This is a genomic window from Streptomyces sp. NPDC001634 (assembly GCF_040298185.1).
In the GTDB taxonomy this organism is placed as follows: Bacteria; Actinomycetota; Actinomycetes; order Streptomycetales; family Streptomycetaceae; genus Streptomyces.
The window spans coordinates 105,819-132,582 of record NZ_JBEOZU010000015.1 but is presented as its reverse complement, the minus strand read 5'-3'; the positions used below and the strand labels follow the sequence as shown (position 1 = coordinate 132,582).

Below are 26,764 nucleotides of genomic sequence, written 5' to 3'. Positions count from 1 at the left end.
TCATCCGCGCCGACGGCGCAGTGTCAGGGCGGCGCCCCCGGCGAGCACCACGACCGCCGCGGCGCCGCCCGCCAGCAGCGGCATCGACGGTCCGCTGCCGGAGCCAGGCGCGGTGGCCGCCGCCGGGGTGCCGGGCACGCTGGTCGCCGGGTCGCTCGGTGACGGAGAGGCACTCGCCGTCGGCTCGCTCGGTGACGGCGAGGGTGTGGGTGTGCTGCTCGACGAGCTCTTGCCCTTGGCCGTGCCCGAGGCGCCGGACGTGCCGGATGCCGTGAACACCACGTCCGAGCACGAGTAGTACGTGTCCGTGGTGCTCGTGTTCTGCCAGATCGTGTACAGGATGTGGTGCCCCGACCGGTCCGCCGGGAGCTTCGCGCCGATCCGGTACGCGCCCTTCGTCAGCGGCGGGTCCGTGACCTGGGCGAACGGCTTCGTCGGGAGGTCGGACCAGGTCAGTGGCTTCGTGGGGTCGTACCCCTGTTTCGTCAGGTACAGCTTGAACTTGCCCGTGTGAGGGATCGTCGAGCTGTACGCCATCGTCAGCGACGCGCCGGGCGTCAGCCGTGTCGACGGCCAGTCGGAGCGCGCCAGATCGAGGCCCTTGTAGGCGGGCAGCCCTCCGCTGCACAGCCGCCCGTCGGGGATCAGCTGCCGGTCCCTGCCGTTCACGTCGGCGACCCGCAGGTTGTCCCAGGCCGTGAACGGCGCGCCGTTCGCCGCGATCGCCGCACGGCACGCCGCGGTCCGCGCGTCGGCGCCGCCCTCGGGCGAGCAGGCGACGACCCGGCTGACCGGATCCGTGGGGGCGCCGTGGGCGAGCGCCGGGGTCGCCGGCAGCAGCGTGGCCGCCATGGCGGCGGCGGCCACGGCGACGGTGCGGTGTGCGGTCATCCGGTGTCTCCAGGGCACATCGGGTGGGCGGGCGCGTGTCGAGGAGTACGGGGAAACGGCGGCGCGTGTTCAGACACACGACCTCCGCGTCGGACATTCCGCCCTCTCGCGAAGACGAACGGAGACGTCAACCAGCCTGTGTCGAGGGTTGGTTCTCGGTCGGATCGAGGGTTTCCCCTGTATCCGCATTACTCGCCCTTTGCCTATCGTTCGAGCACAGCCGACCCACAGGTAACCCCTGGAACGGGTGGCTCGCGCATGGCCGGCCGTTGTGCCCTTCCCGCACCACCCCCACCCCTGCCGCTTCGACGACGAAGCGCTCCCGACCGCTGCTCCGAGCTGCCCGCCGGAGCAGGCGAGGAAAGGCAAGCCCTTTGCGTACCCCCCTCAGATGCGCCGACCGGTGGACTTCGATATCCGTCGCCGCGGCCGCCACCGCGCTGCTGGCCGGAATGACCACCTCGGCCGCCGCTCAGACGCCCACCGGCACCGTCACCGACACCGTCCGGCTCGCCGCCGAGGCGACCGCCGCCCCGGCCGAGCGCCTCATCGTCGGCTACAAGCCGGGAGCCACGGAGGCGACCTCCAACAAGGCCGCCTCCGCTGATGCCGCAGCGAAGGGCAGGGAGACCGGCGAGGACCTCGGCTTCCAGCGCCGCCTCGGCACCGGCGCCGCCCTGGTCGACCTCGGCGACAGGCTCAGCAAGGCCGCGGTCGCCGACGTCATCGCCGAGTACAAGGCCGACCCGCAGGTCGCATACGCCGTGCCGGACCGCCTCAACAAGCCCCAGGCGGACCCGAACGACACCGAGTACGGCAAGCAGTGGGACCTGTACGAGTCCACGGCCGGTATGAACGTGCCGGGTGCCTGGCCGACCTCGACGGGCAGCGGCGTCACGGTGGCCGTCATCGACACCGGCTACGTCGCCCACTCCGACCTCGCCGCGAACATCGTCGGCGGCTACGACTTCATCTCCGACACCGCGGTCTCCAACGACGGCGACGGACGCGACGGCAACCCCGCCGACCCCGGCGACTGGACCGCCGCGGGGGAGTGCGGCACCGGATCCCCGGCGAGCGGCTCCTCCTGGCACGGCACGCACGTCGCGGGCACCATCGCCGCCGTCACGGGCAACGGCAAGGGCATCGCGGGCATCGCGTACGGCGCGAAGATCTCCCCGCTGCGCGTCCTGGGCAAGTGCGGCGGCTACGACTCCGACATCATCGACGCCATCACCTGGGCGTCCGGCGGCTCGGTCGCCGGCGTCCCCGCCAACACCAACGTCGCCGAGGTCATCAACATGAGCCTCGGCGGTTCGGGCACCTGCACCTCGGCGACGCAGAGCGCGATCAACGCCGCCGTCGGCCGGGGGACGACGGTCGTCGTGGCCGCGGGCAACGACAACGACAACGCCGCCAACCACTCCCCGGCGAGCTGCAACAACGTCATCACGGTGGCGGCCACCAACCGCTCCGGCTCGCGGGCCTCGTACTCCAACTACGGCTCGGTCGTGGACATCGCGGCGCCCGGCGGCCAGACCAGCACCGGGACCGCGAACGGCATCCTCTCCACGCTGAACTCCGGCACCAAGGCCCCGTCCTCGGAGTCATACGCCTACTACCAGGGCACCAGCATGGCCACCCCGCACATCGCCGGTCTGGCCGCGCTGGTGAAGTCGGCGAACCCGTCGCTCACTCCGGCGCAGATCGAGTCGGCGATCAAGGCCAACGCCCGTGCGATTCCCGGCACGTGCTCGGGCGGCTGCGGTGCGGGGCTCGCGGACGCGGCCAGGACGGTGCAGGCGGTGAGCGGCTCCGGCGGTTCCACGGGGGGCACCACCTTCACCAGCACCTCCTCCGTCTCCGTCCCGGACGCGGGCGCGGCCATCGAGTCCCCGATCGCCGTCAGCGGGATCAGCGGGAACGCGCCCTCGACCCTGAAGGTCGCCGTCGACATCACCCACACCTACCGCGGTGACCTGGTGATCGACCTGGTCGCCCCGGACGGTTCGACGTACCGCCTGAAGTCCTCCAGCGGCTCGGACTCCGCGGCCGACGTCAGGACCACCTACACGGTCGATGCGTCGAGCGAGGCCGCGAACGGCACCTGGAAGCTGCGTGTCCAGGACGTTGCCGCGCAGGACACCGGCACCCTCAACAGCTGGAAGCTCACCTTCCAGCCCGCCGGCACCCCACCCCTGCGAGGGTCACCCCGCACGCGAAGCGGCCGGCCGATGAGAGCGGACCCCGGCCGGCCGTTAGCGTAGGCTCATGGCAACCGAGAGCGCCCCAGAGGCAGTTGAAGTGATATGTCCGGGTTGCGGCTCGGCCGGGGCACGGACGGTCCCGGAGATCTGCGCCGACCACGGGGCCATGCGCGACGGACTGGCCGACCGGCTGGCGCGGTCCCCGGACGCGCCGTCTCGGTTCGACACGGGCCTGCACTTCCTGGAGGGCATGCTGATGGTCGGCATCGGCGTCGCCCTCGCCTACGGCGGCATCGACAACGACAAGCCCCTCTACACGATCGGCGGCTCGCTGCTGGCCGTGCTGCTGTTCGTCGGCACGATCGTCGTGGTCCGCGGCGAGGGCCGTGAGCGGGCCATCGTGGCGGCGGGCGAGCCGGGCGCCGAGGTGCTGTGGCGATCGGCGTACTACTGCCCCGGATGCGCGTCGGTGTTCTGCCCCGGCGGCACTCCGTGGCAGGGTCTGCTGACGCCGGAGCAGTTCAAGAAGTTCATGTGGACCGAGGCCGGCTACGGGAAGCAGCTCGAGGAGCCGTTCAAGGACGTGGAGGTGCCTCCCGGGATCCTGACCGGACCTGGAGGAGCCCAAGACCATGCCTGACGCGCCCGTGATCCTCGCCGACGAGCCGGACTCCTTCGCGCACGGCGTGCTCGCCGCCCGCCATCCCGCGCTCATCCGCACGGTGCGGGACGCCTTCCCGTACGGCCCCGAGCAGCGGCGTGCGCTCGACGCCCTGCTGACCAGCGCCACCGAGGGCGTCATCGAACCGCTCGGCACCGAGGACGACGAGCAGTGGGTGGCGTGGGGCGCCCGGGAGTACCTCGGCCGGTCCTGGTTCGAGGTCCCCTTCCTCTGGTCGGAGAGCTACTTCTACCGCCACCTCCTCCAAGCGGTCGGCTTCTTCGGCCCCGGCGCCTGGCAGGGCATCGACCCGTTCAGGCCCTTCAAGCTGGCCGAACTCGACTCCCCGGAGACGGACGAGGAACTGGCGGCGCTCGACCGGCTCACCGGGCAGCCGGCCGAAAAGGAGGCGCGGGCGCTGCTCCACGGTTCGCTCTGGGGCAACCGCGCGGACCTCGGCTTCCGGCTCTCCGCACCCGGCGCCACGACCGCCGTCTCCCAACTCGTCGCGGACGACAGCGAAGTGCTCTGGTCGCTGCTGCCCGTCGACACCGTCTGCCTGGTCGCCGACAACGCGGGCCGCGAACTGATCCCGGACCTGCTCCTCCTCGATCATCTGCTCCGCCACGGGCGGGCCCGCCGGGCCCTGCTGCATGTGAAGGCGTACCCCTACTACATCTCGGACGCCACGACGGCCGACGTCGTGGACGCGGTACGCCGGCTGACCGGTGCGAAGGGCACCGCGGCCGACGCCGGGGAGCGCCTGTGGTCGGCGATGTCCGACGGTCGGCTCGAGGTCCGGGCGCACCCCTTCTCCTGTGCGCCACTGCCGTACGCGGACATGCCGGACGACCTGCGCACACAGTTCGCAGCGGCGGACCTGACGATCTTCAAGGGCGACCTCAACTACCGCCGTCTGGTGGGCGACCGGCTTCACCCGCCCACGACGTCGTTCGCGGACACCACGGACTGGTTCCCCGGCCCGGTCGCGGCGCTGCGCACCCTCAAGTCCGATGTGATCGTCGGCCTGGACCCGGCCACCGAGGCGGCCCTGGTCGCCGCCGAGGAACAGCACTGGCGGACGAGCGGCACGCACGCGCTGATCCAGGTCAAGCCGTGAGGCCCGTCTGGTCAGTACACATGACGCCTTATCAAGTCAGGTACAAGCGAAGTGACTTGATGCCATTGATGAAGTTGGACACGAGCCGTCCGGGCGGCGCGGCGAGGCGCGGCGCGGGCAGGGACACGAGCGCCTCCTCGTAGAGCACGCGCAGCTGCAGCCGGGCGAAGTGCGCGCCGAGGCAGACGTGCGGGCCGTCCCCGAAGGAGACGTGCGGGTTCGGCGTCCGGGACAGGTCGAGCCGGTCCGGTGCGGCGAAGACGCGCTCGTCCCGGTTGGCGGAGGCGTGGAAGACGACCACCTTGTCGCCCGCGCGGATGGCTTGCCCGGCCAGCTCGGTGTCGCGGACGGCGGTCCGCCGGAAGCTGAGCACGGGCGGGTGCCAGCGCAGCAACTCCTCGACGGCGAGCGGGAGGTGGTGGCGCCCGGCCCGCAGCTCGTCGTAGGCCGCCGGGTGCTCGGCCAGCGCCAGAAGACCGCCCGGTGCCGCGCCGCGTACCGTGTCGTTGCCCGCGATCGTCAGCAGGAAGAAGAACATCTCCAGTTCGGGACCGGTGAGTTCGGGGTCGGTGGCGAGCGTGGTCATGATGTCGTCCGCGGGGTGGTCCCGTTTGTACGCGGCCAGTTGCTGCGCGTACCCGAACATGTCCCGCAGGGCGGCCGGGGAACGCGGATCGACGGGCCGGCCCTCGGCGTCCAGCAGGGGCTCGCCCGCCTCGTCCGGGTCCTGGTAGCCGATCACGCGCCGCGTCCAGTGCAGCAGCAGGTCCCGGTCGGACGCGGGCACGCCCAGCAGGTCGGCGAGGTTGAGAACGGCGTAGTCGTCGGTGACGGTGGCGACGATGTCGCAGGTGCCGTCGCCCGAGCGCGCCCGGTCCAGGGCGGCGGCGAACAGGGAACGGGCGCGTTCGCGTGCGACGGCCGCGAAGCGGTCGATGCGGCCCGGGGTGAACGCACGGCTGACCAGCCGCCGCAGCCGGCCATGGGACGGCGGATCCTGATTGAGCATCATGCGCCGGATGAACGGCAGGTCGTCCGGATCGGGGTCGCGGATCTGGGTGGCGCCGAGGTGCGAGGAGTACGTCGCCGAGTCCTTGAGCACGCGCACGACGTCCGCGTGCCGGGTCACCGCCCAGAATCCGGGCCCGGCGGGCCACCCGAGCACCTCCGGTTCCTCCTGGCGGGCGACCGGGTGGTGATCGCGCAGGGTGCGGTACGCGGCATGGGGGACCCCGTCGGCGTAACGGCGGGGGTCGAAGACGTCGGGGACGGGCGGCGCGGTCTCACGGACACTCATGCTCCGCCGCCCTCCGTGCCGTCCGGCTCCCCGGCGGCCGGTGTCGCCATCGCGTCCTCGTCGTCCGCGCGCAGGAAGTCCTCCACCGCGCGGATCAGGTCGAGCGGCGCCTCGTCCATCGCATAGTGGCCGGCCGTGGGCAGTTCGAGGAGCGAGCCGTGCGGATACCAGCGCAGCCAGGTCTCGCGCAGCAGCCCGGCCGTGAGGGCGGGATCGAGCGCGCCCGCAACGGCCAGTGCGGGCACCGTCGACCCCGTGACCTCGGTGTGGAAGTCCTCCCCGGCCCACGAGTCCAGCCATCCCCGGAACGCCTTCGCGTCGCTGTGTGCCAGCGAACGCGCGACCATCCGGTCCAGCCAGGCGGCCGGGCGCCGGCCGCCGGTGGTGACGTCGATGATGGCACGGCGGTTCTCCGGCTTGTGCGCGGCGTCCGCGAACAGTTCCCACTGCTCGGCCGGCAGCCGCAGCCCGCAGGCCGGCACCGGAGAGACCCCGACGATCCGGCGCAGACGCTCCGGAGCGAGTGCCAGCAGCCGCTGGGCGACCGTGCCGCCCATCGAGTGCCCGATCACCGAGAACCGCTCCCAGCCCAGCCGGTCGGCGAGTTCGGCGAGGTCGGCGGCGGCCTCGGCGGTGCCGAACGCACCGGCCGCGTCCTTCGCCGCCCCGTATCCGCGCAGATCCACCAGTGCATAGGTGAAGTCACCGCGGTCGAGATCCGGCATCACCGCCGCGTACGCGGTGCGGTCGGCGAACCAGCCGTGCACCGCGAACACCTTGTGGGCGCCGTCGCCGTGCACTTCATGAGGCAGCACGAAGGAGGTCATGCGACCACCGTGGCCGGGGGGAGTCGGGGCGGCAAGGGGGCGTGCGGAGCACTCTGGTTGCGTTGCGTGTTTTTCCAAGGATCGAGTGGTTGACGCGCCAATATGTGGTGATCATGCCAATTCCTTGCTAGTCATGGGCGCATGGCGTTACGTCGATTGCGATCCGGAACGCGAAAACTGGCGGCGGCCCTGGCCGTCCTGACCCTGACCGTCACGGCCTGCGGCGGCGACGGGAACTCCGCCTCCTCCAAGGGCGGCCGGCAGCGGATCACCGTGGCGGCCCTTCCCCTCACCGATGATGCGGCGCTCTACCTGGCGCAGGACCGAGGACTGTTCCGCAAGGAAGGGCTGGATGTGCGCATCCAGCCGGTCCAGCAGAGCATCCAGGCACTGCCGGCGCTCAACAAGGGCCAGGTCGACGTCATCGCGAGCGCGAACTATGTGACGTTTCTGCAGGCCTATGACAAGGGAACGCTGGATCTGCGCATCCTCGCCGAGGGCGCCCGGGCCGCGCCGCACATGATGGATGTGCTGGTGCCCAAGGATTCGGCGATCAAGAGCGTCTCCGACCTGAAGGGCAGGAAGGTCGCCGTCCAGATCCTCAACAACATCCAGTCGCTCACACTGGACACGATCCTCGACGCGCGGGGAGCCGGACGGCCGGTGTACCGGCAGATCCTCTTTCCGCAGATGGGACCAGCCCTGGAGAAGGGAGAGGTGGACGCCGTCCACGTGGTCGAGCCGTTCGACAGCGCCCTGCAGAGGGACCTCGGCGCACGGGTGCTCCTGGACGGCGCGTCCTCGCCGGTGCAGTCCCTCCCCCTCAGCGGGTACGTCACCACGCGCCGGTTCGCCGCCGGGAACCCAAAGGCGGCGGCCGCCTTCCAGCGTGCCGTCGCCGCTGCCGCGGTGATCGCGACACGGTCCCCGGACGCCGTACGCAAGCTGCTTCCCACGTACACCAAGGTGACCGCGGACCAGGCCGTGTCGATCCATCTGCCGGCCTATCCGGCGACGACCGACGCGGGGCAACTGCGACGGGTCATCCGACTGATGCGGGAACAGGGCCTGTTGACGAAGGACATCGACCCCGGGGCGCTGGTGGTGAAGTGAGGGACGAGGCCGGGTGGACCGGGTGAGGCGACGGCGGGATTTCGGGCTCGGTGTCCTCGGTGCGCTGCTCGCCTTCGGTGCGTGCGAAGCCGTGAGCCGGGCCGGGATCGTGCGCAGCAGCTATCTGCCACCGGCGTCCCATGTGGTCGCGCGGGCCGTCGAACTCGCGGGCGACCACCCCTTCCTGAACGGCGTCGAGGCCACCCTGCGGGCCTGGGCGCTCGGACTGGGGCTTGCCTGCGCGCTCGCGATCCCGGCGGGTCTCCTGCTCGGCAGCGTGCCGGTGGTCGACGCCGCCGTACGGGCCGTCGTGGAGTTCCTGCGGCCGTTGCCGTCCGTGGCGCTGATCCCGCTCGTCTCGCTGCTGCTCGGCTCAGGCACCCGGACGGAGGTCGCGCTGATCACGTACGCCTCCGTCTGGCCCGTCCTGTTCAACACGGTGTACGGAATCGGCGAGACCGACCCGCTCGCCAAGGACACGCTGCGCGCGTTCGGCTTCGGCCGTCTGTCCGTGCTGCTCCGTGTGGAACTCCCCGCCACCGCACCCTTCATCGCGGCAGGCGTCCGCATCTCGGCGGCCGTCGCCCTCATCCTCGCGGTCGCCACGGAGATCCTGTCCGGCTTCGGTGAGGGGCTCGGCATCTTCATCGCCCAGGCGGAGTCGGCGACGGACGGCACGCGGGACGTGCTGGCCGGGGTCGTGTGGGCCGGAACTCTCGGGCTGGTGATCAACGGGGCGCTGGAATGGGCGGAGCGGCGGTTGTTCCCGTGGACGCCGGGACGGCGGGGGGTGCCTGCGTGAGGCAGGGCTTGGCGGGGGCGACGCGCGCGGCCGGTGTGCGCGCGGAGCCCGGGCGTTCCGCGACGTCACTCGTTGTCGCGCTCCGCGGGGCCCTCCTGCGCTGGACCGTGCTCGTGGTCGCCGTCGGGGTCTGGCAGTTCGCCGCCCACGCGCGCGGCAGCGTCTACTTCCCTCCGCCCGGCCGCATCGCGCGTCACGCGTACGACCTGTGGTTCTCGGGACCCGTACGGCACGCCTTCCTGACCGCGGAGGCCCGGGCCACCATCCTGCCCAGCCTGGGCCGGATGGCCGCCGGGTTCCTGATAGCGGCCGTCGCCGGCATCGCGCTCGGCGTGCTGCTGGGGCGCTCACGCCGGGCGTACGCACTGTGCAACCCGGTGCTGCAGTTCGCGCGCGTCGTGCCGCCCCCCGCGCTCGTCCCCGTCTTCGTGGTCGTCTTCGCCTTCGGTACGCCGATGCAGCTGGCGTCCATCGTCTTCAGCGCCGTCTGGCCGGTGCTGATCAACACGGCGGAGGGGGCGCGGGCCACCGATCCGCTGCGCATCGAGGTCGCCGCCGTACTGCGGCTGACCGCGGCCGAGCGCCTCCGGCTGCTGTTCCTGCCCTCCGCGCTGCCGCGCATCTTCGCCGGGCTGCGCCTGAGCCTCTCGCTCTCGCTCATCCTGATGGTGTTCTCGGAACTGCTTCCGGGCACCGCGAACGGCATCGGTTTCACGCTCACCGACGCCCAGTCGCGCTCCGACCTGCTGACCGTGTGGGCGGCGCTGGTCCTGCTCGGTGCGCTCGGACACCTGCTCAACAGCGGTCTGCTGATGGTCGAGAAGCGGCTGGTCGGACGGGGAAGGGGAGACACCGCGTGAGGGAACCAACGGTCCTGGAATGCGTTCTGGAGCTCTGCCGGGACACCGGTATGACCACGGTCTTCGGCAACCCGGGCTCAACAGAGCTGCGTATGTTCCGCGACTGGCCCGATGACTTTTCGTATGTGTTGGGACTACAGGAGTCCATTGCCGTCGCCATGGCCGCAGGACATGCCATAGGAACCCGCCGCGCAGCCCTCGTCAGTCTGCACTCGGCGGGCGGAGTCGGCCACGCCCTGGGCGCCGTCTTCAACGCCTACCGCGACCGGGTCCCGCTGGTCGTGCTGGCCGGGCAGCAGTCTCGTGCCCTCCTCCAGCTGCGCCCCTTCCTCGGGGCGGACGAACCGGACCGGTTCCCGCGTCCGTACGTGAAGTTCAGCCGTCAGCCGGAGCGTGCGGCCGACGTACCCGCCGTGCTGGCCGAGGCACACCGGATCGCGATGGCCCCGCCGCGCGGGCCCGTGTTCGTCTCCGTCCCGGAGGACGACTGGGACCAACCGGCGCACCCGGTGGCACCGCGCGCCGTGCACAGCGCGTACACCGGTGACCCGCAGGCGCTCCGCGCGCTCGCCGGGCGCCTGGATGCCTGCGAGCGCCCCGCCCTGGTCGTCGGCCCCGGCGTCGACGACGAACACGCCCTCGACGAGGCGCGCGCCCTCGCCGAGCGCCTCGGGGCCGCCGTGTGGATCAGCCCGCTCTCCGGCCGCTCCGGCTTCCCCGAGTCGCACCCCCTCTTCCAGGGTTTCCTGCCACCGGTCGCCGACCAGCTGGCCGCGCGTCTGGAGGCGTACGACGTGGTCGTGGCCCTGGGCGCACCGCTGTTCACGTACCACGTGCACACGCAGGGCCCGCCCCTGCACACCGGCACGGAGCTCTTCCACCTGGACTGCGACCCCGCGCAGGCGGCCTGGCTGCCCACCGGCACGAGCATCGTGACGACGCTCAGGCCGGCGCTGACGGAACTGGCCCGGCTCGTACGGGAGTCGGGGCGCAAGCCGCCCCCTCCCCGCCCCGGACGCCCACCCGCCGACCCCGGCGCACTGACCCCGGAACTGTTCTTCGACCTTCTCCAGGAGCGGCTGCCGGGCGACCGCGTGCTCGTCGAGGAGGCCCCCAGCCACCGGGACACGCTCCACGCGCGCATGCGTATCGACCTCGACGGCGGGTTCCTCACCACCGGCAGCGGCGCGCTCGGCTGGGGTCTGCCGCTCGCGGTGGGGCGGGCGCTCGCCGACCGGCGCAGGGTGGTGTGCGTGGTCGGTGACGGCTCGGCGCTCTACTCCGTGCAGGCCCTGTGGACCGCGGCGCGGCACCGTGCGCCGGTGACGTACGTGCTCATCGACAACGGAGGTTACGGCGCCGTCCGCGCGCTCGGCCGCCGCATCGGCATCGCGCCTGTCCCGGGGACCGACATCGAGGGCATCGACTTCGCCGCGCTCGCCGCGTCGTTCGGCTGCCCGTCCGCGTACGTCGACGATCCGGCGGCCCTCGCGCCGGCCCTGGACCGGGCGCTCGCGGCGGGCGACGACGAGGGCCCGTACCTGCTGCACGTCCGGGTGACCGGAGCGGAGGGCACGCTGTACTCAGCCCACGACGCCGGCATCCCCTGGGCCGGGTGAGCGGACCGCCATGCTCGAACTCGACGCGGTGGGACAGCGTTACGGCGACCACGTCGTTCTGCGCGACATCGGCCTCACCGTCCCCGACGGCCTGCTCCTGTGCGTCGTGGGCCCGTCCGGCTGCGGAAAGTCCACGCTGCTGCGCACCATCGCGGGACTGCTGCCGGGGTACGACGGAAAGATCACCCTCGACGGCACTCCGGTCACCGGCGTGCCGGACCGGCTCGCGGTCGTCTTCCAGGACTACGGCCGCTCGCTCTTCCCCTGGCTCACGGTGCGGGAGAACGTGGCGCTGCCGCTGCGCCGCCGGGGCCTTCGGCGGGCCGAGCGGCGTGCGGAGGCCGACCGCATCCTGGAGCGGGTCGGCCTTCTCGACGCGGCCCGCCGCCATCCCTGGCAGCTCTCCGGCGGGATGCAGCAACGGGTCGCCATTGCCCGCGCGTTGGTGTGCCGCCCCGCCCTCCTGCTGATGGACGAACCGTTCGGCTCCCTCGACGCACAGACCCGCGAGGACCTGGAGGACCTGCTCCTGGAGGTCCACCGCACGGACGGCACGACGATCGTGCTGGTCACGCACGACATCGACGAGAGCGTGTACCTGGGCGACCGTGTGGTGGCACTGTCCCCGGGACCGGCCTCCCATGTCGTCCTGGACCTGCCGGTCCGGCTCCCCGCCGTACGCGACCAGATCACCACACGGGGGCTGCCGGAGTTCGTCGCGCTGAGGGCGGAAGTCGGGAGGGCGGTACGGGGAGGAGGCAACAGGGCCGTGCGGGGAGGAGGCAGCGGGGCGGAGCGGGGAGAAGACAACGAGGCGGAGCGGGGAGCAGGCAGCGGAGGCTGAACCGTCCGCTCCATGCCCTGATTTCACGCAATGGTGTGATCATGTCCGGCCCGGCGGATGCCGTCCCGGGGCCACGGGTAGGGCCCGGCCATGACGCAGCCGTTCGAACTCCCCCACTTCTACATGCCGTATCCCGCACGGCTGAACCCGCATGTCGACGAGGCGCGCGCCCACTCCGTGGAATGGGCACGCACCATGGGCATGCTGGAGGGCTCCGGCATCTGGGAACAGTCCGACCTCGACGCGCACGACTACGGCCTGTTGTGCGCCTGCACGCACCCCGACTGCGACGGCCCGGCCCTCTCCCTCATCACCGACTGGTACGTGTGGGTGTTCTTCTTCGACGACCACTTCCTGGAGACCTTCAAGCGCACCCAGGACCGTGCGGGCGGCAAGGCCTACCTGGACCGGCTGCCGTTGTTCATGCCGCTGGACCTCGCGACCCCCGTACCCGAGCCGCAGAACCCCGTCGAGGCCGGACTCGCCGACCTGTGGGCGCGCACGGTGCCCGCCATGTCCCTGGACTGGCGGCGGCGGTTCTCGGTCGCCACCGAGCATCTGCTCAACGAGTCGCTGTGGGAGCTGTCCAACATCAACGAGGGGCGGATCGCCAACCCCGTCGAGTACATCGAGATGCGCCGCAAGGTGGGCGGCGCCCCCTGGTCCGCGGGGCTCGTCGAGTTCGCGACCGCCGAAGTGCCCGCCAGTGTGGCCACGTCACGGCCGCTGCGTGTGCTCATGGAGACGTTCTCCGACGCCGTCCATCTGCGCAACGACCTCTTCTCCTACCAGCGCGAGGTCGAGGAGGAGGGTGAACTCAGCAACGGCATCCTCGTCCTGGAGACCTTCTTCGGCTGCGGCACCCAGGAGGCCGCGGACACCGTCAACGACATCCTCACCTCACGGCTGCACCAGTTCGAGCACACCGCGCTCACCGAAGTGCCCGCGCTGGCCCTGGACAAGGGCCTCACCCCGGACCAGATCGTGGCGGTCGCGGCGTACGCGAAGGGACTGCAGGACTGGCAGTCCGGCGGCCACGAATGGCACATGAGGTCCAGCCGCTACATGAACAAGGGGGCCCGCTCGAAGCGGCCCCTCGGCCTCTGCGGCCTCGGCACCTCCGTCGCCGATGTGCGCGGACTGCTCGCCGACGCCGGGGCCGCGCGGCTGCGCGCGTACACCCACGTCCCCTACCAACAGGTGGGACCCTCCCTGCTCCCCGACTTCCACATGCCCTACGAGGTGGAGATCAGCCCTCACCTGGACGACGCCCGCCGCCGTCTCACCCCCTGGATGCACCAGATGGGCATGCTCCAGGAGGGTGTCTGGGACGAGGACAAGCTGGCGGCCTACGACCTCCCGCTCTGCTCGGCGGGCCTCGACCCGGACGCGACACCCGAGGCACTGGACCTCAGCGCCCAGTGGCTCGCGTGGGGCACGTACGGCGACGACTACTACCCGCTCGTCTTCGGCCACCGCCGGGATCTGGCGGCCGCCAAGCTGTGCACCGAACGGCTGTCGTCGTGCATGCCGGTCGACGGCAGGGAGTTCCCCGTCCCCGTCAACGGCATGGAACGCGGTCTGATCGACCTGTGGACACGCACCACGGCGGAGATGAGCCCGGAGCAACGGTGCACGCTGCGCGCCGCCGTGGACGCGATGACCGAGAGCTGGCTGTGGGAGCTGTCCAACCAGTTCCAGCACCGCATCCCCGACCCCGTCGACTACCTGGAGATGCGCCGCGCCACCTTCGGCGCCGACCTCACCAAGAACCTGTGCCGCATGGGCCACGGCCCCGAGGTCCCGCCGGAGGTCTACCGCAGCGGCACGGTCCGTGCCCTGGAGAACGCGGCCGTCGACTACGCAATGCTGATCAACGACGTCTTCTCGTACCAGAAGGAGATCCAGTACGAGGGCGAGATCCACAACGCCCTCCTCGTCGTGCAGCACTTCTTCGGCTGCGACTACCCGACGGCCCTGCGCATCGTCCACGACCTGATGACCCAGCGCATGCAGCAGTTCCAGCACGTGGCCGCCCACGAACTGCCGGTCCTGTACGACGACTTCGAGCTCTCCCAGGAGGCGCGCGCGGTCATGGACAGCTATGTCGTGGACCTGCAGAGCTATATGTCCGGAATCCTGAACTGGCATCGGAACGTCGACCGTTACAAGGCCGAGTACCTGGCCCGGCGCGCCCATGGCTTCGTACCGGACCTGGCGCCGTCCGTCACCTGGCGGGCGGAACCGGTGGCAGGCTGACCGCACATTCCTCGACGACGAACGCGCCGGGGCTGGTGCCGCGCCAGTTCCGGCGTCCTGTCGCCGGGCCGGATCAGGCCACGCGCTCCCGCCCGGTGGCGTGCTCCACCGCGGCCCGCGCCAGCGCCCGCACGATCGGGTGCGGGCGCGAGCCGTCGCCCGCGAGTTCCGGCTGGAAGAGAGTGGCAAGGAAGAAGGGGTGGCCCGGCAGTTCCGCGATCCGTACGTGCCCGTCCTCGTCGTGGCCGCTGAAGCGCAGACCGTGCGCGCGCAGGGTGTCGAGGTGCCGGGAGGGCCCGTACGAGCAGAAGTACCGTTCGACGCTCCGCTCGGCGCCGGTCACCGACTGGGCCAGTGAGCCCGGTTCGATCCGGACGGCCGCCTCGTGGCCCACCAGGGAGCAGGCGAGCGGTTCGATGAGCAGGTCGTCCGCGTCGGGGTCGTTCTCGGCGTGCGCGACCCGGGTCAGACCGCAGACGGTGCGGGCGTACTCGAGCAACGCGTGCTGGAACCCGCCGCACGTGCCGAGGAACGGAATGCCCTCCTCGCGCGCGGTGCGGATCGCGGCGAGCACGCCCGCCTCGCTGCGGTAGGGGCTGCCCGGCACCACCCACACCGCGTCGAAGCCGCGTACCGCGCCCTCGTTCCCGGCCTCCTCGGAGGGGATCCAGTAGGCGTCGAGGACCATCCGGTCGCGCTCGGCGAGCGCCTCCAGCATGAGGGGGATACGGGTGTGCGAGACGACGTTGGGGGAGCGGTCGCCGACGAGGGCGAGACGGGCGGTGGGCGCGGCATCGACTGTCATGCCCACCATGCTGGGCGCGCGGCCAGGTTCACGTCCAACGATGATTACTGCACTCTCGATAAGCAACGCTGATGTCATGCGGGATGCTGGACGGCATGGACCCGCACCTCCTGCGTACGTACGTCACCGTGGCCCGGCTCGGCTCCTTCTCGGAGGCAGCGCGCGAGCTCGGCTACACCCAGTCCGCGGTGTCGCAGCACATCGCCGCGCTCGAACAGGGCCTCGGCGCGCCGCTGCTGACCCGGCGCCCGGTGACCCCCACCGCGGCGGGCGAACGGCTCCTCGAACACGCCGGACCGCTGCTGCTGCGTCTGGAGGCGGCCCGGGCCGACGTCGCCCGGATGGCGGCCGCGCCCGCGCTCGGCGTGACGCTCGCCGCGACGCCGACCGCGCTCGCAGCGCACGTCCTGGCCGCACTGCCGGCCGCGGGCGTCACGCTGCGGGTGCTCGCGCGGGACGCGATCCCCGCCGCGGTGGCCACGGGCACCGCGGACCTGGGCCTCGTCGACGGTCCGGCCGCGCCCAGCGATCCCCTGCCGATCCCCGATGTGGCGCCGCTGACGACCGAGGGCACGGGGGAGGAGCCCCTGTGCGTCCTGCTGCCGCGGACCCATCCGCTCGCCGGGCGCGCCGGTCTGCGGCTCGGCGACCTGGCCGACGCCCGCTGGCTGGACGCCCCGGACGCGGGCCTGCCCCTGGAGCGGCTCCGGACCGCGACCGGCGGCACGGGCTTCCGCCCGGCCCTGCGGTACGAGGGCACCGATCTGCGCACCCTCACCGTGCTGGCGGCCGCCGGCCATGGACTGACCCTGCTGCCCCGCTCGGCGGCCACCGGTGTACCGGGCACGGTCGCCGTCCCGCTCACGGCACCGCGCCTGGTCCACCGCACGGAGCTGGTGCACGGCGGAGCCCTGCGGGGAGCGGCGGCGACGCTGGCGGACCGGCTGCTCGGGCGCGTGTGACCCGGTTCCCGCCGGCCGGTCTCACTCGTTCGTGGAACGTGGGCGCCGACGCACGGGGGAGAACTCCACCCGAGCGACCGGGAGGCGATCCCCCGGTCGCCGCCCGCCGGTCATGAACCTCATCCGGGCGTGGTTACGGCCCCGCTTCCGTGCAGGGTCGCTCGGTGGCGAGACCGTCGACGCCCCGTCCGGGGATGCGCTCGTGGTCGGGCTCGTAGTCGGCGTCCACAGCCCGGGACCGGGCCGCCCGGCGGGCCGTCGGCGACCGCCGATCGCCGGTGTGTCATCAGAGTCCTCCGGACGGCTCGTGCCCGTCGTTCGCCTCGCGCGCACATCGGGAAAGCCGGTGCCCGCGCCCCGTAGGATCCGCCGGAGGCCATGGTCGCAATGGGCTCGCGTCCGTCCCTGCGGAAGGGCAGGATGCTGCCCGTAGACCCTGGGGAGACTCCGGACCCGCGGAGGTATGGATGACCGGTACACCCGCGCCGCCCGACGGCGGTCCCGCGCCCTTCACCGCCGAGGACTACGCGGCCCGGATGCGGCGCGCCGCGGAAGCCGCCGCCGCGGCCGGGCTGGCAGGACTCCTGATCGCGCCGGGACCCGACCTGGTGTGGCTGACGGGGTACCGGCCGGTGGAGACCGAACGCCTCACCCTGCTGGTGCTGCGGGCCGGACACGACCCCGTCCTCGTCGTGCCCACCCTGGAGGCGCCCGACGCGGCTCAGGCGGCCGGCGGGCCGGCGTTGACGCTGCGCGACTGGACCGACGGCAAGGACCCCTACGACGCGGCCGCCTCCCTGCTGGGGACCGGCGGCCGGTACGGCATCAGCGACAACGCCTGGGCACTGCACCTGCTCGGCCTGCGCGAACGGCTCCCGGACACCGACCACGTCGCCCTCACCCGCGCCCTGCCGATGCTTCGGGCCGTCAAGGACGCCGCCGAACTCGACCGGCTGGCCGCGGCGGGTGCGGCCGCGGACGCCACGTACGAGGAGATCCGCAAGGTTCCCTTCGCCGGACGCCGGGAGCGGGAGGTCGCCGCGGATCTCGCCGATCTGCTGCGGCAGTTCGGCCACACCCAGGTCGACTTCACCATCGTCGCCTCGGGCCCCAACGGCGCCAACCCGCACCACGAGGCGGGTGACCGCGTCATCGAGCGCGGCGACATGGTCGTCCTCGACTTCGGAGGCCTCAAGCACGGCTACGGCTCCGACACCTCGCGCACCGTCCACGTCGGCGAACCGACCGACGAGGAGCGTACGGTGCACGACCTGGTGCGCGCGGCCCAGGAGGCGGGCTTCCGCGCGGTCGGGCCCGGTGCGGCCTGCCAGGACGTGGACCGGGCGGCCCGCGCGGTCATCGCCGACGCCGGGTACGGCGAGTACTTCATCCACCGCACAGGGCACGGCATCGGCGTCACCACGCACGAGCCGCCGTACATGATCGAGGGCGAGGAACAGCCCCTCGTCCCCGGCATGTGTTTCTCCGTCGAGCCGGGGATCTACCTGCCCGGCCGCTTCGGTGTCCGTATCGAGGACATCGTGACGGTGACCGAGGACGGCGGACGCCGTCTGAACGACACACCCCGAGAGATGGCGATAGTCGACTGAGAGGGCAGTGGCCGACCGCGGCAGCGAGGTGACCGCGAGGCAGCGGCAGCGGCAGCGACGGCGGTCGGCCGACCCGCATCCAGGAGTCCCCAGCACGCCCCCAGCACGCCCCCGAGACGACAACGGCGCGATCATGACCCAGGCACCGACACCGACGGCGGAGACCGTACGCCGACTGGTCCGTTCCCTGCTCCACGAAGGCGACGGACCGGCCTTGACGCCCGTCGCCGAGGGCGGGGAGAGCTCCACCTGGTGGGTCGGTACCCGCCATGTGCTGCGGCTGGCGCTCGGCCGCGACGCCTCCGCGCGCCAGCGCCGCGAACTGCGGCTGCGCGACCTGGTACGGCGGCACGTGGGGATCGCGGTCCCCACGAGCGTGGCGCACGGCGAGTGGGCCGCCGGCCTCACCTACACCCTCGACACCCGGCTGCCCGGCGCCACCGCCGAGGAACCGGATGTCTCGGCGGTCGGCGAGGCGGACCTCGCGGCACTGCTCACGGGGCTGCGCGAGGTTCCCGTGCGCCAGGCCGAGACGCTCGGCGTCCCGCGCGTCCCGCCGCGCTCCCTGGAGACGGCACGGACGGCCGCCGCCAACGCCGCCGGCCGCCTCGCCGAGGACGACGAGTTCGACCCCGCGCGGCTCGCCCAGCTCGCCGCGCCCGCCGCCCGTCAGCTCGCCGTACAGCCCGGCGCCGCCGTCCTGGTGCACCACAACCTCAGGGCCGAGCACCTCGTGGTGAGCGGTGACGGTCGGGTGCGCGGCGTCCTCGGCTGGACCGACGCGGTCGTCGGCGACCCGGCCGAGGACATCGCCTCACTCGCTGTCGCCGTCGGTGCCCCCGCCGCGGTACGCGCCGCCACCCTGGCCGGCTATGGCGCCCGCCCCTGCCTGCGCGGCCTGTGGCTCGCCCGCTGCGACACGCTCCTCCACCTCGCCGAAGGGCGGGCGGGCCGCGACAAGACCCCGCTGCCCGTCCTGCGCGCCCGGCTGCGGCGTGCCTGGGAGCCGATCCTGCTGGAACGGGTCATGGAACTGCCGGACGACGAGCTGCCGTAGCGCCTCTCATTCCTGCGTCAGCACCACGCACGACTCGCCCGGCAGATGCAGCACCCCGTCCTCGTCCGGCGGCTGCACGGGTTCCCAGGCGGCCAGTACGCGCGCGTGCCCGACGCCGAGGGGAATGTGGGCCGGCTCCTTGGCGATGTTCACCGCGACCCGTACGTCCCCGCGGCGGAAGGCGAGCCAGCGGGCGTCCTCGTCGTAGGCGACCTTCACGTCCCCGAGGTCGGGGTCCGAGAGGTCGGGCTGGGCGCCGCGCAGCGCGATCAGCTCGCGGTACCAGGCCAGTACGCGCGCGTGGGGCTCTCTGTCCGGTTCGGACCAGTCGAGGCAGGAGCGTTCCCTGGTCGCCGGGTCCTGGGGGTCGGGCACGTCCTCCTCCGCCCAGCCGTGCGCGGCGAACTCCCGGCGCCTGCCCCGCCGTACGGCCTCGGCGAGTTGGGGATCGGTGTGGTCGGTGAAGAACTGCCAGGGCGTCGTCGCACCCCACTCCTCACCCATGAAGAGCATCGGCGTGAACGCCGCCGTGAGCACCAGCGTCGCCCCGCACGCCAGCAGTCCCGGGGAGAGGGATGCCGAAAGCCGGTCCCCCTGGGCGCGGTTGCCGACCTGGTCGTGGGTCTGGGCGTAGCCGAGCAGACGGTGCGCGGAGACGCGCGTTCGGTCCAGCGGGCGGCCGTGCCGGCGGCCCCGGAACGTCGAGTAGGTGCCGTCGTGGAAGAAGCCGCCCGTCAGCGTCTTGGCCAGGGCCGCGAAGGGGGCGCGGGCGAAGTCCTCGTAATAGCCCTGCGATTCGCCGGACAGCGCGGTGTGCAGCGCATGGTGGAAGTCGTCGTTCCACTGGGCGTGCACCCCGAGCCCGTGCTCCTCGCGCGGGGTGATGACCCGGGGGTCGCCGAGATCCGACTCGGCGATCAGGAAGAGGGGCCTGCCCACCTCGGCGGCCAGCGCGTCCACCGCCGACGACAGCTCCTCCAGGAAGTGGACCGCGCGCGTGTCGCGCAGCGCGTGCACCGCGTCCAGGCGCAGCCCGTCGAGCCGGTAGTCGCGCAGCCAGGCCAGCGCGCTGCCGGTCAGATACGCGCGCACCTCGTCCGAGCCCGGCGCGTCCAGGTTCACGGCGGCGCCCCAGGGCGTGTGATGGGTCTCCGTGAAATACGGGCCGAACGCGGGCAGGTGGTTGCCCGAGGGGCCGAGGTGGTTGTGGACCACGTCCAGTACGACTCCGAGGCCCAGTTCGTGCGCCCGGTCGACGAAGCGTTTCAGCGCCTCGGGCCCGCCGTACGGCTCGTGCACCGCCCACAGGGCGACGCCCTCGTACCCCCAGCCGTGCCGCCCCGGGAACGGGCACAGAGGCATCAACTGCACATGTGTGACGCCCAGTTCCACCAGATGCCCGAGCCGCTGCGCGGCCGCGTCCAGCGTGCCCTCACGGGTGTACGTCCCCACATGCAGCTCGTACAGCACCGCGCCCGGCAGCCCGCGTCCCGTCCACGCGGTACGCCACGCGAACCGCCCTTGGTCCACCACCGCGCTCAGCCCGTCCGGACCGTCCGGCTGACGGCGCGAGCGCGGATCGGGCCGTACGGGACCTTCGTCCACGGCGAACCCGTACCGCGAGCCGTCACCGGCCTCCGCGTCGCCGGTCCACCACCCCGCGCGCTCCGTGTCGCGCGCCAACGCGCGCGTGGCGCCGTCGCAGTGGAGCGTCACCCGGGTGGCCTGCGGTGCCCACACCTCGAACTGCACGGACGGTTCCCCCTCGTCTGCTCATCGTGATGTAGCGCGTCCATGGTGCGCCAAACGAGATCAATTCACCGTCGAATCCACCCTTTTGACACACGGAACGCCCCGGACGGCGGCTGCGGTCGTTTTTGCGTTTTCTGGACACTCCGGCCGGACTGACCGACAATCACCTCCGTGACGTCGTCCTTCGAGTTCCACACGTACCCCGCGCGGCTCTCGGACGCCGAACGCGACAGGGCGCTGAAGGTGCTCCGCGACGGCGTCGCTCTGGGACGCCTGTCGCACGACACGTTCATGCGGCGCATGGAGCTGGCGCTGGTCGCCCGGCAGCCGCACGAACTGGCCGCGCTCACCGCCGATCTGCCCACCGAGAAGCGTTGGTCGCGGATTGTGTTCGGGTCCGTCGAGGCGCTCTCCGGGTTCACCGTGCGGCTGCGCCGGGCCTGGCAGGCCGAGCGACTGCCCAAGCTGCTGCTGCCGCACCCGGGCAATCCCTGTCCGCTGCGGATCGGCCGTGACCCCGCGAGCGGCCTCAGGCTCAGTCACGAGACGGTCTCCCGCGTGCACGCCGAACTGCAGCACCAGGGCGGTCTGTGGGTGCTGCGCGACCTCGGCTCGACCAACGGCACGACCGTCAACGGCCGTCGTGTGATCGGCGCCGCGGTCGTCCGGGACGGCGACCTTGTGGGCTTCGGGACGATGATGTTCCGGCTGGCGGCGGAGTAGCCGGACGCACTCGCAACTCGACCCGACACCCTTTCAAACGCCTTCCCGGTGTCGCACCGGAGCGATCGCCGGGCGTACGGCGTGCCGCGCGGGAGCGCGGTCCACCGCCGCAGGCCCGTGCCGCTCCTCGGCCAACCTCCCGTGCCTCCCGCAGTGTTGACGTAACCTCCGAGCCGTGACTGACTGTGCGTACACCATGCACACCAGGTGAACCGACGGCACCACATAGTGGAGGTGTGCCCTGCCGCCACTCCTCCGCTACCCGACCGTGGACGAGCTGGGTGCCCGTGCGGCCGCGCTCGTCGCCCGCCGTCCCCGCGACGCCCGGCTGCGCCGCGTGGGCATGTCCCGGGGCGGCACGCCCCTGTGGCTGCTCTCCGTCGGACACGGCAGCCGCCAGGCCCTGGTGGTCGCCGGACCCCACGCCAACGAGCCGGTCGGCGGCGCCACCGTCCTGCGCCTGGCCGAGCGGGCACTGGCCGACCCCCGGCTCGGCGAGCGGGCCGACGCCACCTGGAACCTGCTCCTGTGCCTCGACCCCGACGGTGCACGCCGCAACGAGGGCTGGCTGTCGGGCCCGTACACCCTCGGTCAGTACTTCCGGCACTTCTTCCGCCCGGGTTTCCTCGAGCAGCCCGAGTGGCTGCCCGACGGGGCCGCACGTGCCGCCCTGCCCGAGACCCGCACACTGCTCGACCTCCAGGACGAGCTGCGGCCCTTCTTCCAGTGCTCCCTGCACGGCGTCGACGTCGGCGGCGGCTTCGTCGAGCTCACCCGCGACCTGCCCGGAATCGCCCAGCGGCTGGCCCAGACGGCGGCCCGGCTCGGCATCCCGCGCGAACTCGGCCCCTACGACACCCTCTACTGGCCGAACCTCGGGCCCGCCGTCTACCGCATCCCGCCGCCCCGCCGCGGCGACCTCGTCGCGGCCATCACCGAGGCCGCGGTCGAGTCGACCTGGTTCCATCCGCACCGCTACGGCACCGTCACGGCGGTCGTGGAGGCGCCCATGTGGGGCGTGGCGGCCGTCGAGGACGGCTCCCCGCACGCCGACGCCGACGCCGTGCTCCGGACCGTGAGCCGGACGCTGAGACGCGACACGGGGCTTCTGGAGAGTCTCCTTGCCCGCATCCGCCCGTACCTGGCCGCCGTGCCGGACGCCGCCCGGCTGCTCGCCCCGATCGACGACTATTTACTGGTCGGCCCCGGCCTCGCCGACTCATGGGACCCAGACACGTACGACACGGGGGGCCGGCCGCTGCCACCGCTCGACTCCGCCCGGCTGACCGCCCTCGGCATCTCGGCCCGCCGGGTCGCGCTGCGCACCGCCGGGCTGCTGCACCAGCTCGCCGGTGCCGCCGGGCGCGAGGCGGCCGGAGTGCTGCCGCAGCTCGACGGGCTCATCGACGCGTGGTGCGCCGACTACCGCGACGGCTACGGGGCCCGCTGGATACCGGTCGCACGCCAGGCCGAATACCAGGCGCGCGTGGTGCTCGCCGCCTTCGAACTCGCCGGGCAGTATGCGCCCGTGGGCTCCCATTCGGGTGAGTCGGGCTGGGGTTCGGGGGCCGCCGTGCCGATGCATACGGAATGACGAAGATCAACCTGGCTCTCCGCGGCGCACTGCTGGCCGCGGCCGCCTTGCTCACCGCAGGCTCGGCCCAGGCCGCGCCCCGGCCGGTCTCCACCGGCAACTGGCTCTACCTGACCGTCACCAAGGGCGACTCCCGCTCCATGGACGTCCACGGCACGCTCCTGATGTGCAACCCGCCCCTGGGACACGCACAGGCCGCCCGCGCGTGCGCGGAACTGACCGCGGCCAGGGGAGACATCCGCCGTATCCCGCCCCAGCACATGTACTGCTCGATGCTGTACGCCCCCGTGACCGTGTCCGCGCGCGGCCTGTGGAACGGCCGTCGGGTCGAGTACAGCCACACCTTCGCCAACACCTGCGACCTGGCGGCGAAGACCGGGTCGGTGTTCGCCCTGTCGGAGAAGGCGAAGGGCCGGCGGCTGCCGGGTCTGCGGCACTGAGCCGCGCCACGCGCGCGTGAGTGCGGATCACGCCTCACGCGCGCGTGGCAGGAAGAAGCGCAGGGGTACGGGCAGCGGGTCCCGGTGCGGTCGCCGGGACCCTCACTGCTGGTGCAGTCCGCGCCCCGCGAGCGTCAGGAACGCCTCGCCGACCGCCTCCGAGAGCGTGGGGTGCGCGTGGACGTGCCGGGCAGCGTCGGAGGGCTGAGCGTCCCAGCCGACGATCAGCTTGGGGGAGCACCGGTCGTGGTATCGCCGTCGAGGCACTCGGCGGGATCCGTGAGCGGGTACGGCTACGCGGCGACCAGCGCGGCACGCTCTCTGCCTGGCCGTTCCACCAGCTCGGACAGCACCTCGCCTACAAGGCCCGCAGGGCCGGGGTGCCCTTCCCTGAGGTGGATGCGGCCCATACCTCGCAGCGCTGCCCGCGCTGCGGCCACACCGAGCGGGCCAACCGGCTCGACCGGGATCTTTCCGCTGTCGTCGGTGTGGGCTCTCCCCCACTCTCGGCTTCGCTCGAGCGGGAGGTGCCCCCACGCCCGGCCGACGTCGTTGCCGGGGTCAACGTGCGCGACCGCGCACGCTCGGCGTGGGTGTTCGACACCGCGTCGTAGGGGCAGTCGGGAGCGCGACGAAGTGTGAACGACCGCGCGAACAAGCTCGGCCGGTCACGGCCGAGAAGGTGACCGAGCACACCTCGACGGCCGTGCGCACGGCGGCGGCAGGCGTCGGCGTGACCACCGCGCCCTCGCACGTCCTGCGTGGCGCGGCGAGGACTGCATCGTGCTGTCCGTCGACCCGCCCTGGAGGCGCCCCCCGACGGTCTTCTCACGCGTGCCGCCGACAGGCGCCGCCGAGGTGTTCGTGGAACTCCTGCGCCGCTATGGAGGGCTGACGACACCGGCCGTATCCCCGGCCGGCACCTGCGCCGCCGGGTGAGCCCTGGGTCACCGCCCGCCGACCCGCTCCAGCAATGCCACCGGCAGCCCTGCGAAAAGGTCCTCCACGCGCGTGTGCCCCTCGAACTCCCGCTCAGGGGCGAGCACATCGGCCCACCGGCCCGGCGGCAGCGTGAGGGACGTGTCGCGCCAGCCGCCCTCCTCCGCCAGCCGCAGCGACAGCCTGGTGACCGCGGCCAGCACCTCCCCGGAGCGCACGAAGGCCACACAGTGCGCGGCGGCCGGGCCCTCGGCCGTCAGCGGTGCGTACGTCGCCGCTTCGCCGAAGACCTCCGGGCGACGCCGGCGCAGCCCCAGCGCGGCCCTGGTGAGGTCCGCCTTCTCCGAGGACGCCTCCTGCGGCGCGAACGGCCGCCGGTTGTCCGGGTCGACCAGTGCCCGGTACTCGCCCTCGGTCCCCTGGTAGACGTCCGGCACGCCCGGCATCGCCAGATGGACCAGAGCCGCTCCCAGGACGTTCGCCCGGATGTGGGGCGCCAAGGCGTCCCGGAAGCCGCTCACAAGCCGCCCCGGCGCCCCGCACGGCCCGCCCGCGACGTACTTCGCCACCGCGTCCTCGTAGGCGGGGTCCTGTTCGGTCCACGCGGTGTGCAGTCCCGCCTCCCGGACGTGCTTGAGCAACGCCCCCTGGAGGCGCTCCTCCTCCGCCCGTCCCAGCCCGAAGAAGGTCTGCCAGGCCGCCCACACCAGTTGCGGGTCGGGTACGCCGCCGCCCGCGCCGGTCACCTCGGCCAGCACGCCGGCCCAGCGCTCCGGGCACTGTGTGAGCACCGAGACGGCCGCCCGTACGTCCGCACTGCGCTTCGTGTCGTGCGTCGACAGCACGGTGCCGGTGGCGGGCCAGTCGCGCTGCACACGCGCGCAGTAGGCATGGAAGTCCTCCGGAGAGACGGCCGGGTTCCCGGGATCGCTGCCGACCTCGTTCGCCGACAACAGCGGCACGTACCGGTAGAACGCCGTGTCCTCCACGGACTTGGCCCGCAGCGCCGACGCGGTCTGCGCGAACCGGGCCCGGAACTCGGAATGGGCGGGCCCGCCCCCGGCCCGCCCCAGCACCAGGTCCCGTACGACGGTCACCGCGTGCGCCTCCTCCGGTACCGTGAAGGCGGCCCGGGCCTCGGCGGCTGCCTCCTCGGTGACCGTCGCGGCGGCGTCCCCGGAGGCATACGGCCGGTACACGTCCAGACGGACGAGGAGCTCCCGAAGCGCGGTGCGCAGCGCCCAGGGGGCGTGGTCGCGCAGGGCCGGGTCCGGGGACTCGGCACACAGGCGGCTCGCCACACGCGTGAGGCGGTCCACCTCGGTGGCCAGCTCGTGCGTGACCACCTCGTACGCGGCGCCCCGCACGGTGGAGGCCCAGTGGCCGCCGCGGTCGTCCTGCGGCGCCGTGAACCGCCGGTAGTGGCCGAGCAGCTCCCCGGCGCCCGCGGGGTCCGTGAAGAGCCCGTCCACGTGCCGCAGCGCGTCGTATCCGGTGGTGCCCGCGACCGGCCAGACCGCGGGCAGCTGTTCGTCGGCCGCGAGGATCTTCTCCACGACCGTCCAGCGGCCCGCGGTGGCCTCGTGCAGACGGCGCAGATAGGCGTCCGGGTCGGCCAGGCCGTCCGGGTGGTCGACGCGCAGGCCGTCGACCACGCCCTCGTCGAGCAGCCGCAGGAGCGTGGCGTGCGTCGCCGTGAAGACCTCCGGGTCCTCCACGCGCACCCCGATGAGCTCGGAGATGCTGAAGAACCGCCGGTAGTTCAGCTCGGTACGGGCCAGCCGCCACCACACCGGGCGGTACCACTGGGCGTCGAGCAGCTGCGGCAGCGGCAGCCCCTCGGTGCCTTCGCGCAGCGGGAACACATGGTCGTGGTAGCGCAGCACGTCCCCGTCGGCCTTCAGCTGCCCGATCTCCTCGCCGAGCCGGCGGCCCAGCACCGGCAGCAGCAGCTGCCCGCCCTGCGCGTCCCAGTCGAGGTCGAACCAGCGCGCGTACGGCGCCTCGGGGCCCTCGCGCAGCACCTCCCACAGGGCGCGGTTGTGGCGCGGGGAGGCGGCCATGTGGTTGGGCACGATGTCCACCACCAGACCGAGACCGTGCTCCCGCGCGGTGCGCGCCAGGGAACGCAGCCCCGCCTCGCCGCCCAGTTCGTCCCGCACGCGCGCGTGGTCGACGACGTCGTAGCCGTGCGTCGAGCCCGGGACGGCCTCCAGGACGGGCGAGAGATGCAGGTGCGAGACGCCGAGCCCGGCCAGGTACGGCACGGCGGCCTCCGCCGCGGCGAACGGGAACTCCGGCTGAAGCTGCAGCCGGTACGTGGCCGTGGGCACCGCGGGGACGGGACGCTCAGGTGTCATGGGAACCTACCTACCCGCCCCG

The 26,764-nt window shown here is 72.6% G+C and carries 23 protein-coding genes and 1 pseudogene; 17 read left to right on the top strand and 7 right to left on the bottom strand.

What is annotated here, in order from left to right; translation table 11 throughout:
• The gene (locus ABT186_RS12735) at positions 1 to 891 is read right to left on the bottom strand and encodes a lytic polysaccharide monooxygenase auxiliary activity family 9 protein (protein ID WP_351924961.1); all 891 of its coding nucleotides are present in this window, start codon (positions 889 to 891) and stop codon (positions 1 to 3) included.
• A 452-nt stretch (positions 892 to 1,343) separates the two neighbouring features.
• Between ABT186_RS12735 and ABT186_RS12730 the strand changes: the two genes are divergently transcribed.
• Genes ABT186_RS12730 through ABT186_RS12720 form a run of 3 tightly spaced genes read left to right on the top strand, consistent with a single transcriptional unit; the run spans position 1,344 to position 4,879 of the window.
• The gene (locus tag ABT186_RS12730) at positions 1,344 to 3,158 is read left to right on the top strand and encodes a S8 family peptidase (RefSeq protein ID WP_351924975.1); all 1,815 of its coding nucleotides are present in this window, start codon (positions 1,344 to 1,346) and stop codon (positions 3,156 to 3,158) included.
• Between the two features lie 4 nt (positions 3,159 to 3,162).
• The gene (locus ABT186_RS12725; RefSeq protein ID WP_351221463.1) at positions 3,163 to 3,738 is read left to right on the top strand and encodes a hypothetical protein; all 576 of its coding nucleotides are present in this window, start codon (positions 3,163 to 3,165) and stop codon (positions 3,736 to 3,738) included.
• Entirely contained in the window at positions 3,731 to 4,879 is a 1,149-nt protein-coding gene (locus ABT186_RS12720; protein ID WP_351924959.1) for a damage-control phosphatase ARMT1 family protein, read from the top strand. The genes ABT186_RS12725 and ABT186_RS12720 overlap by 8 nt, the downstream gene beginning before the upstream one ends.
• 31 nt (positions 4,880 to 4,910) lie before the next feature.
• Here the strand turns inward: ABT186_RS12720 and ABT186_RS12715 are convergent, their stop codons facing one another.
• Entirely contained in the window at positions 4,911 to 6,176 is a 1,266-nt protein-coding gene (locus ABT186_RS12715) for a cytochrome P450 (RefSeq protein WP_351924957.1), read from the bottom strand.
• On the bottom strand, positions 6,173 to 7,003 hold the full coding sequence (locus tag ABT186_RS12710) for an alpha/beta fold hydrolase (RefSeq protein WP_351221460.1): 831 nt from the start codon (positions 7,001 to 7,003) through the stop codon (positions 6,173 to 6,175). The genes ABT186_RS12715 and ABT186_RS12710 overlap by 4 nt, the downstream gene beginning before the upstream one ends.
• Before the next feature lie 141 nt (positions 7,004 to 7,144).
• Between ABT186_RS12710 and ABT186_RS12705 the strand changes: the two genes are divergently transcribed.
• The 6 genes from ABT186_RS12705 to cyc2 all read left to right on the top strand — a co-directional run bounded on the left by ABT186_RS12705 (position 7,145) and on the right by cyc2 (position 14,500).
• Complete coding sequence (locus ABT186_RS12705) at positions 7,145 to 8,116, top strand: ABC transporter substrate-binding protein (protein WP_351221459.1); 972 nt, start codon at positions 7,145 to 7,147, stop codon at positions 8,114 to 8,116.
• A 13-nt stretch (positions 8,117 to 8,129) separates the two neighbouring features.
• Complete coding sequence (locus tag ABT186_RS12700; protein WP_351924955.1) at positions 8,130 to 8,918, top strand: ABC transporter permease; 789 nt, start codon at positions 8,130 to 8,132, stop codon at positions 8,916 to 8,918.
• Complete coding sequence (locus tag ABT186_RS12695; protein ID WP_351924953.1) at positions 8,915 to 9,778, top strand: ABC transporter permease; 864 nt, start codon at positions 8,915 to 8,917, stop codon at positions 9,776 to 9,778. Before ABT186_RS12700 ends, ABT186_RS12695 begins: the two co-directional genes overlap by 4 nt.
• The gene (gene mdlC, locus ABT186_RS12690) at positions 9,775 to 11,397 is read left to right on the top strand and encodes a benzoylformate decarboxylase (protein WP_351924951.1); all 1,623 of its coding nucleotides are present in this window, start codon (positions 9,775 to 9,777) and stop codon (positions 11,395 to 11,397) included. Before ABT186_RS12695 ends, mdlC begins: the two co-directional genes overlap by 4 nt.
• Before the next feature lie 10 nt (positions 11,398 to 11,407).
• Entirely contained in the window at positions 11,408 to 12,241 is an 834-nt protein-coding gene (locus ABT186_RS12685; RefSeq protein ID WP_351924949.1) for an ABC transporter ATP-binding protein, read from the top strand.
• A 90-nt stretch (positions 12,242 to 12,331) separates the two neighbouring features.
• Positions 12,332 to 14,500: a germacradienol/geosmin synthase Cyc2 gene (gene cyc2, locus ABT186_RS12680; RefSeq protein ID WP_351221454.1), complete on the top strand. Its 2,169-nt coding sequence runs from the start codon at positions 12,332 to 12,334 to the stop codon at positions 14,498 to 14,500.
• A 73-nt stretch (positions 14,501 to 14,573) separates the two neighbouring features.
• Here the strand turns inward: cyc2 and ABT186_RS12675 are convergent, their stop codons facing one another.
• Positions 14,574 to 15,305: a CTP synthase C-terminal region-related (seleno)protein gene (locus ABT186_RS12675; protein WP_351221453.1), complete on the bottom strand. Its 732-nt coding sequence runs from the start codon at positions 15,303 to 15,305 to the stop codon at positions 14,574 to 14,576.
• A 95-nt stretch (positions 15,306 to 15,400) separates the two neighbouring features.
• On the opposite strand from ABT186_RS12675, the gene ABT186_RS12670 reads away from it, so the two are divergent.
• From ABT186_RS12670 to ABT186_RS12660, 3 genes are all read left to right on the top strand, one after another.
• Entirely contained in the window at positions 15,401 to 16,267 is an 867-nt protein-coding gene (locus ABT186_RS12670; RefSeq protein WP_351221452.1) for a LysR family transcriptional regulator, read from the top strand.
• 467 nt (positions 16,268 to 16,734) lie between these two features.
• Positions 16,735 to 17,877, top strand: coding sequence for a M24 family metallopeptidase (locus ABT186_RS12665; protein ID WP_351924947.1), 1,143 nt, complete (start codon positions 16,735 to 16,737; stop codon positions 17,875 to 17,877).
• 133 nt (positions 17,878 to 18,010) lie between these two features.
• Entirely contained in the window at positions 18,011 to 18,934 is a 924-nt protein-coding gene (locus ABT186_RS12660) for an aminoglycoside phosphotransferase family protein (RefSeq protein ID WP_351221450.1), read from the top strand.
• A 6-nt stretch (positions 18,935 to 18,940) separates the two neighbouring features.
• Here the strand turns inward: ABT186_RS12660 and treZ are convergent, their stop codons facing one another.
• Positions 18,941 to 20,686 (bottom strand): malto-oligosyltrehalose trehalohydrolase, encoded by a 1,746-nt coding sequence (gene treZ, locus ABT186_RS12655; RefSeq protein WP_351924945.1) that lies wholly within the window; start codon positions 20,684 to 20,686, stop codon positions 18,941 to 18,943.
• Positions 20,687 to 20,857: 171 nt separating this feature from the next.
• Between treZ and ABT186_RS12650 the strand changes: the two genes are divergently transcribed.
• The 3 genes from ABT186_RS12650 (at position 20,858) to ABT186_RS12640 (ending at position 23,443) form a co-directional block, all read left to right on the top strand.
• Positions 20,858 to 21,409 (top strand): FHA domain-containing protein, encoded by a 552-nt coding sequence (locus tag ABT186_RS12650; protein WP_351221448.1) that lies wholly within the window; start codon positions 20,858 to 20,860, stop codon positions 21,407 to 21,409.
• A gap of 268 nt (positions 21,410 to 21,677) precedes the next feature.
• Complete coding sequence (locus ABT186_RS12645) at positions 21,678 to 23,003, top strand: M14 family zinc carboxypeptidase (protein ID WP_351221447.1); 1,326 nt, start codon at positions 21,678 to 21,680, stop codon at positions 23,001 to 23,003.
• Positions 23,000 to 23,443, top strand: a complete 444-nt coding sequence (locus tag ABT186_RS12640; RefSeq protein WP_351221446.1) for an SSI family serine proteinase inhibitor — start codon at positions 23,000 to 23,002, stop codon at positions 23,441 to 23,443. Before ABT186_RS12645 ends, ABT186_RS12640 begins: the two co-directional genes overlap by 4 nt.
• A 102-nt stretch (positions 23,444 to 23,545) precedes the next feature.
• Here the strand turns inward: ABT186_RS12640 and ABT186_RS12635 are convergent, their stop codons facing one another.
• Positions 23,546 to 23,710, bottom strand: a complete 165-nt coding sequence (locus tag ABT186_RS12635) for a hypothetical protein (protein ID WP_351221470.1) — start codon at positions 23,708 to 23,710, stop codon at positions 23,546 to 23,548.
• 113 nt (positions 23,711 to 23,823) lie between these two features.
• Here ABT186_RS12635 and ABT186_RS47945 point away from each other — a divergent pair, with 113 nt between their 5' ends.
• Both ABT186_RS47945 and ABT186_RS12625 read left to right on the top strand, forming a co-directional pair.
• Positions 23,824 to 24,057: a hypothetical protein gene (locus ABT186_RS47945; protein ID WP_502973192.1), complete on the top strand. Its 234-nt coding sequence runs from the start codon at positions 23,824 to 23,826 to the stop codon at positions 24,055 to 24,057.
• A 71-nt stretch (positions 24,058 to 24,128) separates the two neighbouring features.
• Positions 24,129 to 24,382, top strand: a pseudogene (locus tag ABT186_RS12625) (LysR family transcriptional regulator); the annotation flags it as partial.
• Between the two features lie 8 nt (positions 24,383 to 24,390).
• On the opposite strand, the gene treY reads toward ABT186_RS12625, so the two are convergent.
• Positions 24,391 to 26,742 (bottom strand): malto-oligosyltrehalose synthase, encoded by a 2,352-nt coding sequence (gene treY / locus ABT186_RS12620; RefSeq protein WP_351924943.1) that lies wholly within the window; start codon positions 26,740 to 26,742, stop codon positions 24,391 to 24,393.
• Between the last annotated feature and the right edge of the window lie 22 nt (positions 26,743 to 26,764).

What these genes read in the sequence shown, in the direction of transcription:
- ABT186_RS12735 (WP_351924961.1), bottom strand. Translation starts at nt 891, where the DNA reads ATGACCGCACACCGCACCGTCGCCGTGGCCGCCGCCGCCATGGCGGCC.
- ABT186_RS12710 (WP_351221460.1), bottom strand. Translation starts at nt 7,003, where the DNA reads ATGACCTCCTTCGTGCTGCCTCATGAAGTGCACGGCGACGGCGCCCAC.
- cyc2 (WP_351221454.1), top strand. Translation starts at nt 12,332, where the DNA reads ATGACGCAGCCGTTCGAACTCCCCCACTTCTACATGCCGTATCCCGCA.
- ABT186_RS12670 (WP_351221452.1), top strand. Translation starts at nt 15,401, where the DNA reads ATGGACCCGCACCTCCTGCGTACGTACGTCACCGTGGCCCGGCTCGGC.
- ABT186_RS12725 (WP_351221463.1), top strand. Translation starts at nt 3,163, where the DNA reads ATGGCAACCGAGAGCGCCCCAGAGGCAGTTGAAGTGATATGTCCGGGT.
- treY (WP_351924943.1), bottom strand. Translation starts at nt 26,742, where the DNA reads ATGACACCTGAGCGTCCCGTCCCCGCGGTGCCCACGGCCACGTACCGG.
- ABT186_RS12730 (WP_351924975.1), top strand. Translation starts at nt 1,344, where the DNA reads ATGACCACCTCGGCCGCCGCTCAGACGCCCACCGGCACCGTCACCGAC.
- ABT186_RS12675 (WP_351221453.1), bottom strand. Translation starts at nt 15,305, where the DNA reads ATGACAGTCGATGCCGCGCCCACCGCCCGTCTCGCCCTCGTCGGCGAC.
- ABT186_RS12715 (WP_351924957.1), bottom strand. Translation starts at nt 6,176, where the DNA reads ATGAGTGTCCGTGAGACCGCGCCGCCCGTCCCCGACGTCTTCGACCCC.
- ABT186_RS12640 (WP_351221446.1), top strand. Translation starts at nt 23,000, where the DNA reads ATGACGAAGATCAACCTGGCTCTCCGCGGCGCACTGCTGGCCGCGGCC.
- ABT186_RS12660 (WP_351221450.1), top strand. Translation starts at nt 18,011, where the DNA reads ATGACCCAGGCACCGACACCGACGGCGGAGACCGTACGCCGACTGGTC.
- ABT186_RS12720 (WP_351924959.1), top strand. Translation starts at nt 3,731, where the DNA reads ATGCCTGACGCGCCCGTGATCCTCGCCGACGAGCCGGACTCCTTCGCG.
- ABT186_RS12705 (WP_351221459.1), top strand. Translation starts at nt 7,145, where the DNA reads ATGGCGTTACGTCGATTGCGATCCGGAACGCGAAAACTGGCGGCGGCC.
- ABT186_RS12685 (WP_351924949.1), top strand. Translation starts at nt 11,408, where the DNA reads ATGCTCGAACTCGACGCGGTGGGACAGCGTTACGGCGACCACGTCGTT.
- ABT186_RS12665 (WP_351924947.1), top strand. Translation starts at nt 16,735, where the DNA reads ATGACCGGTACACCCGCGCCGCCCGACGGCGGTCCCGCGCCCTTCACC.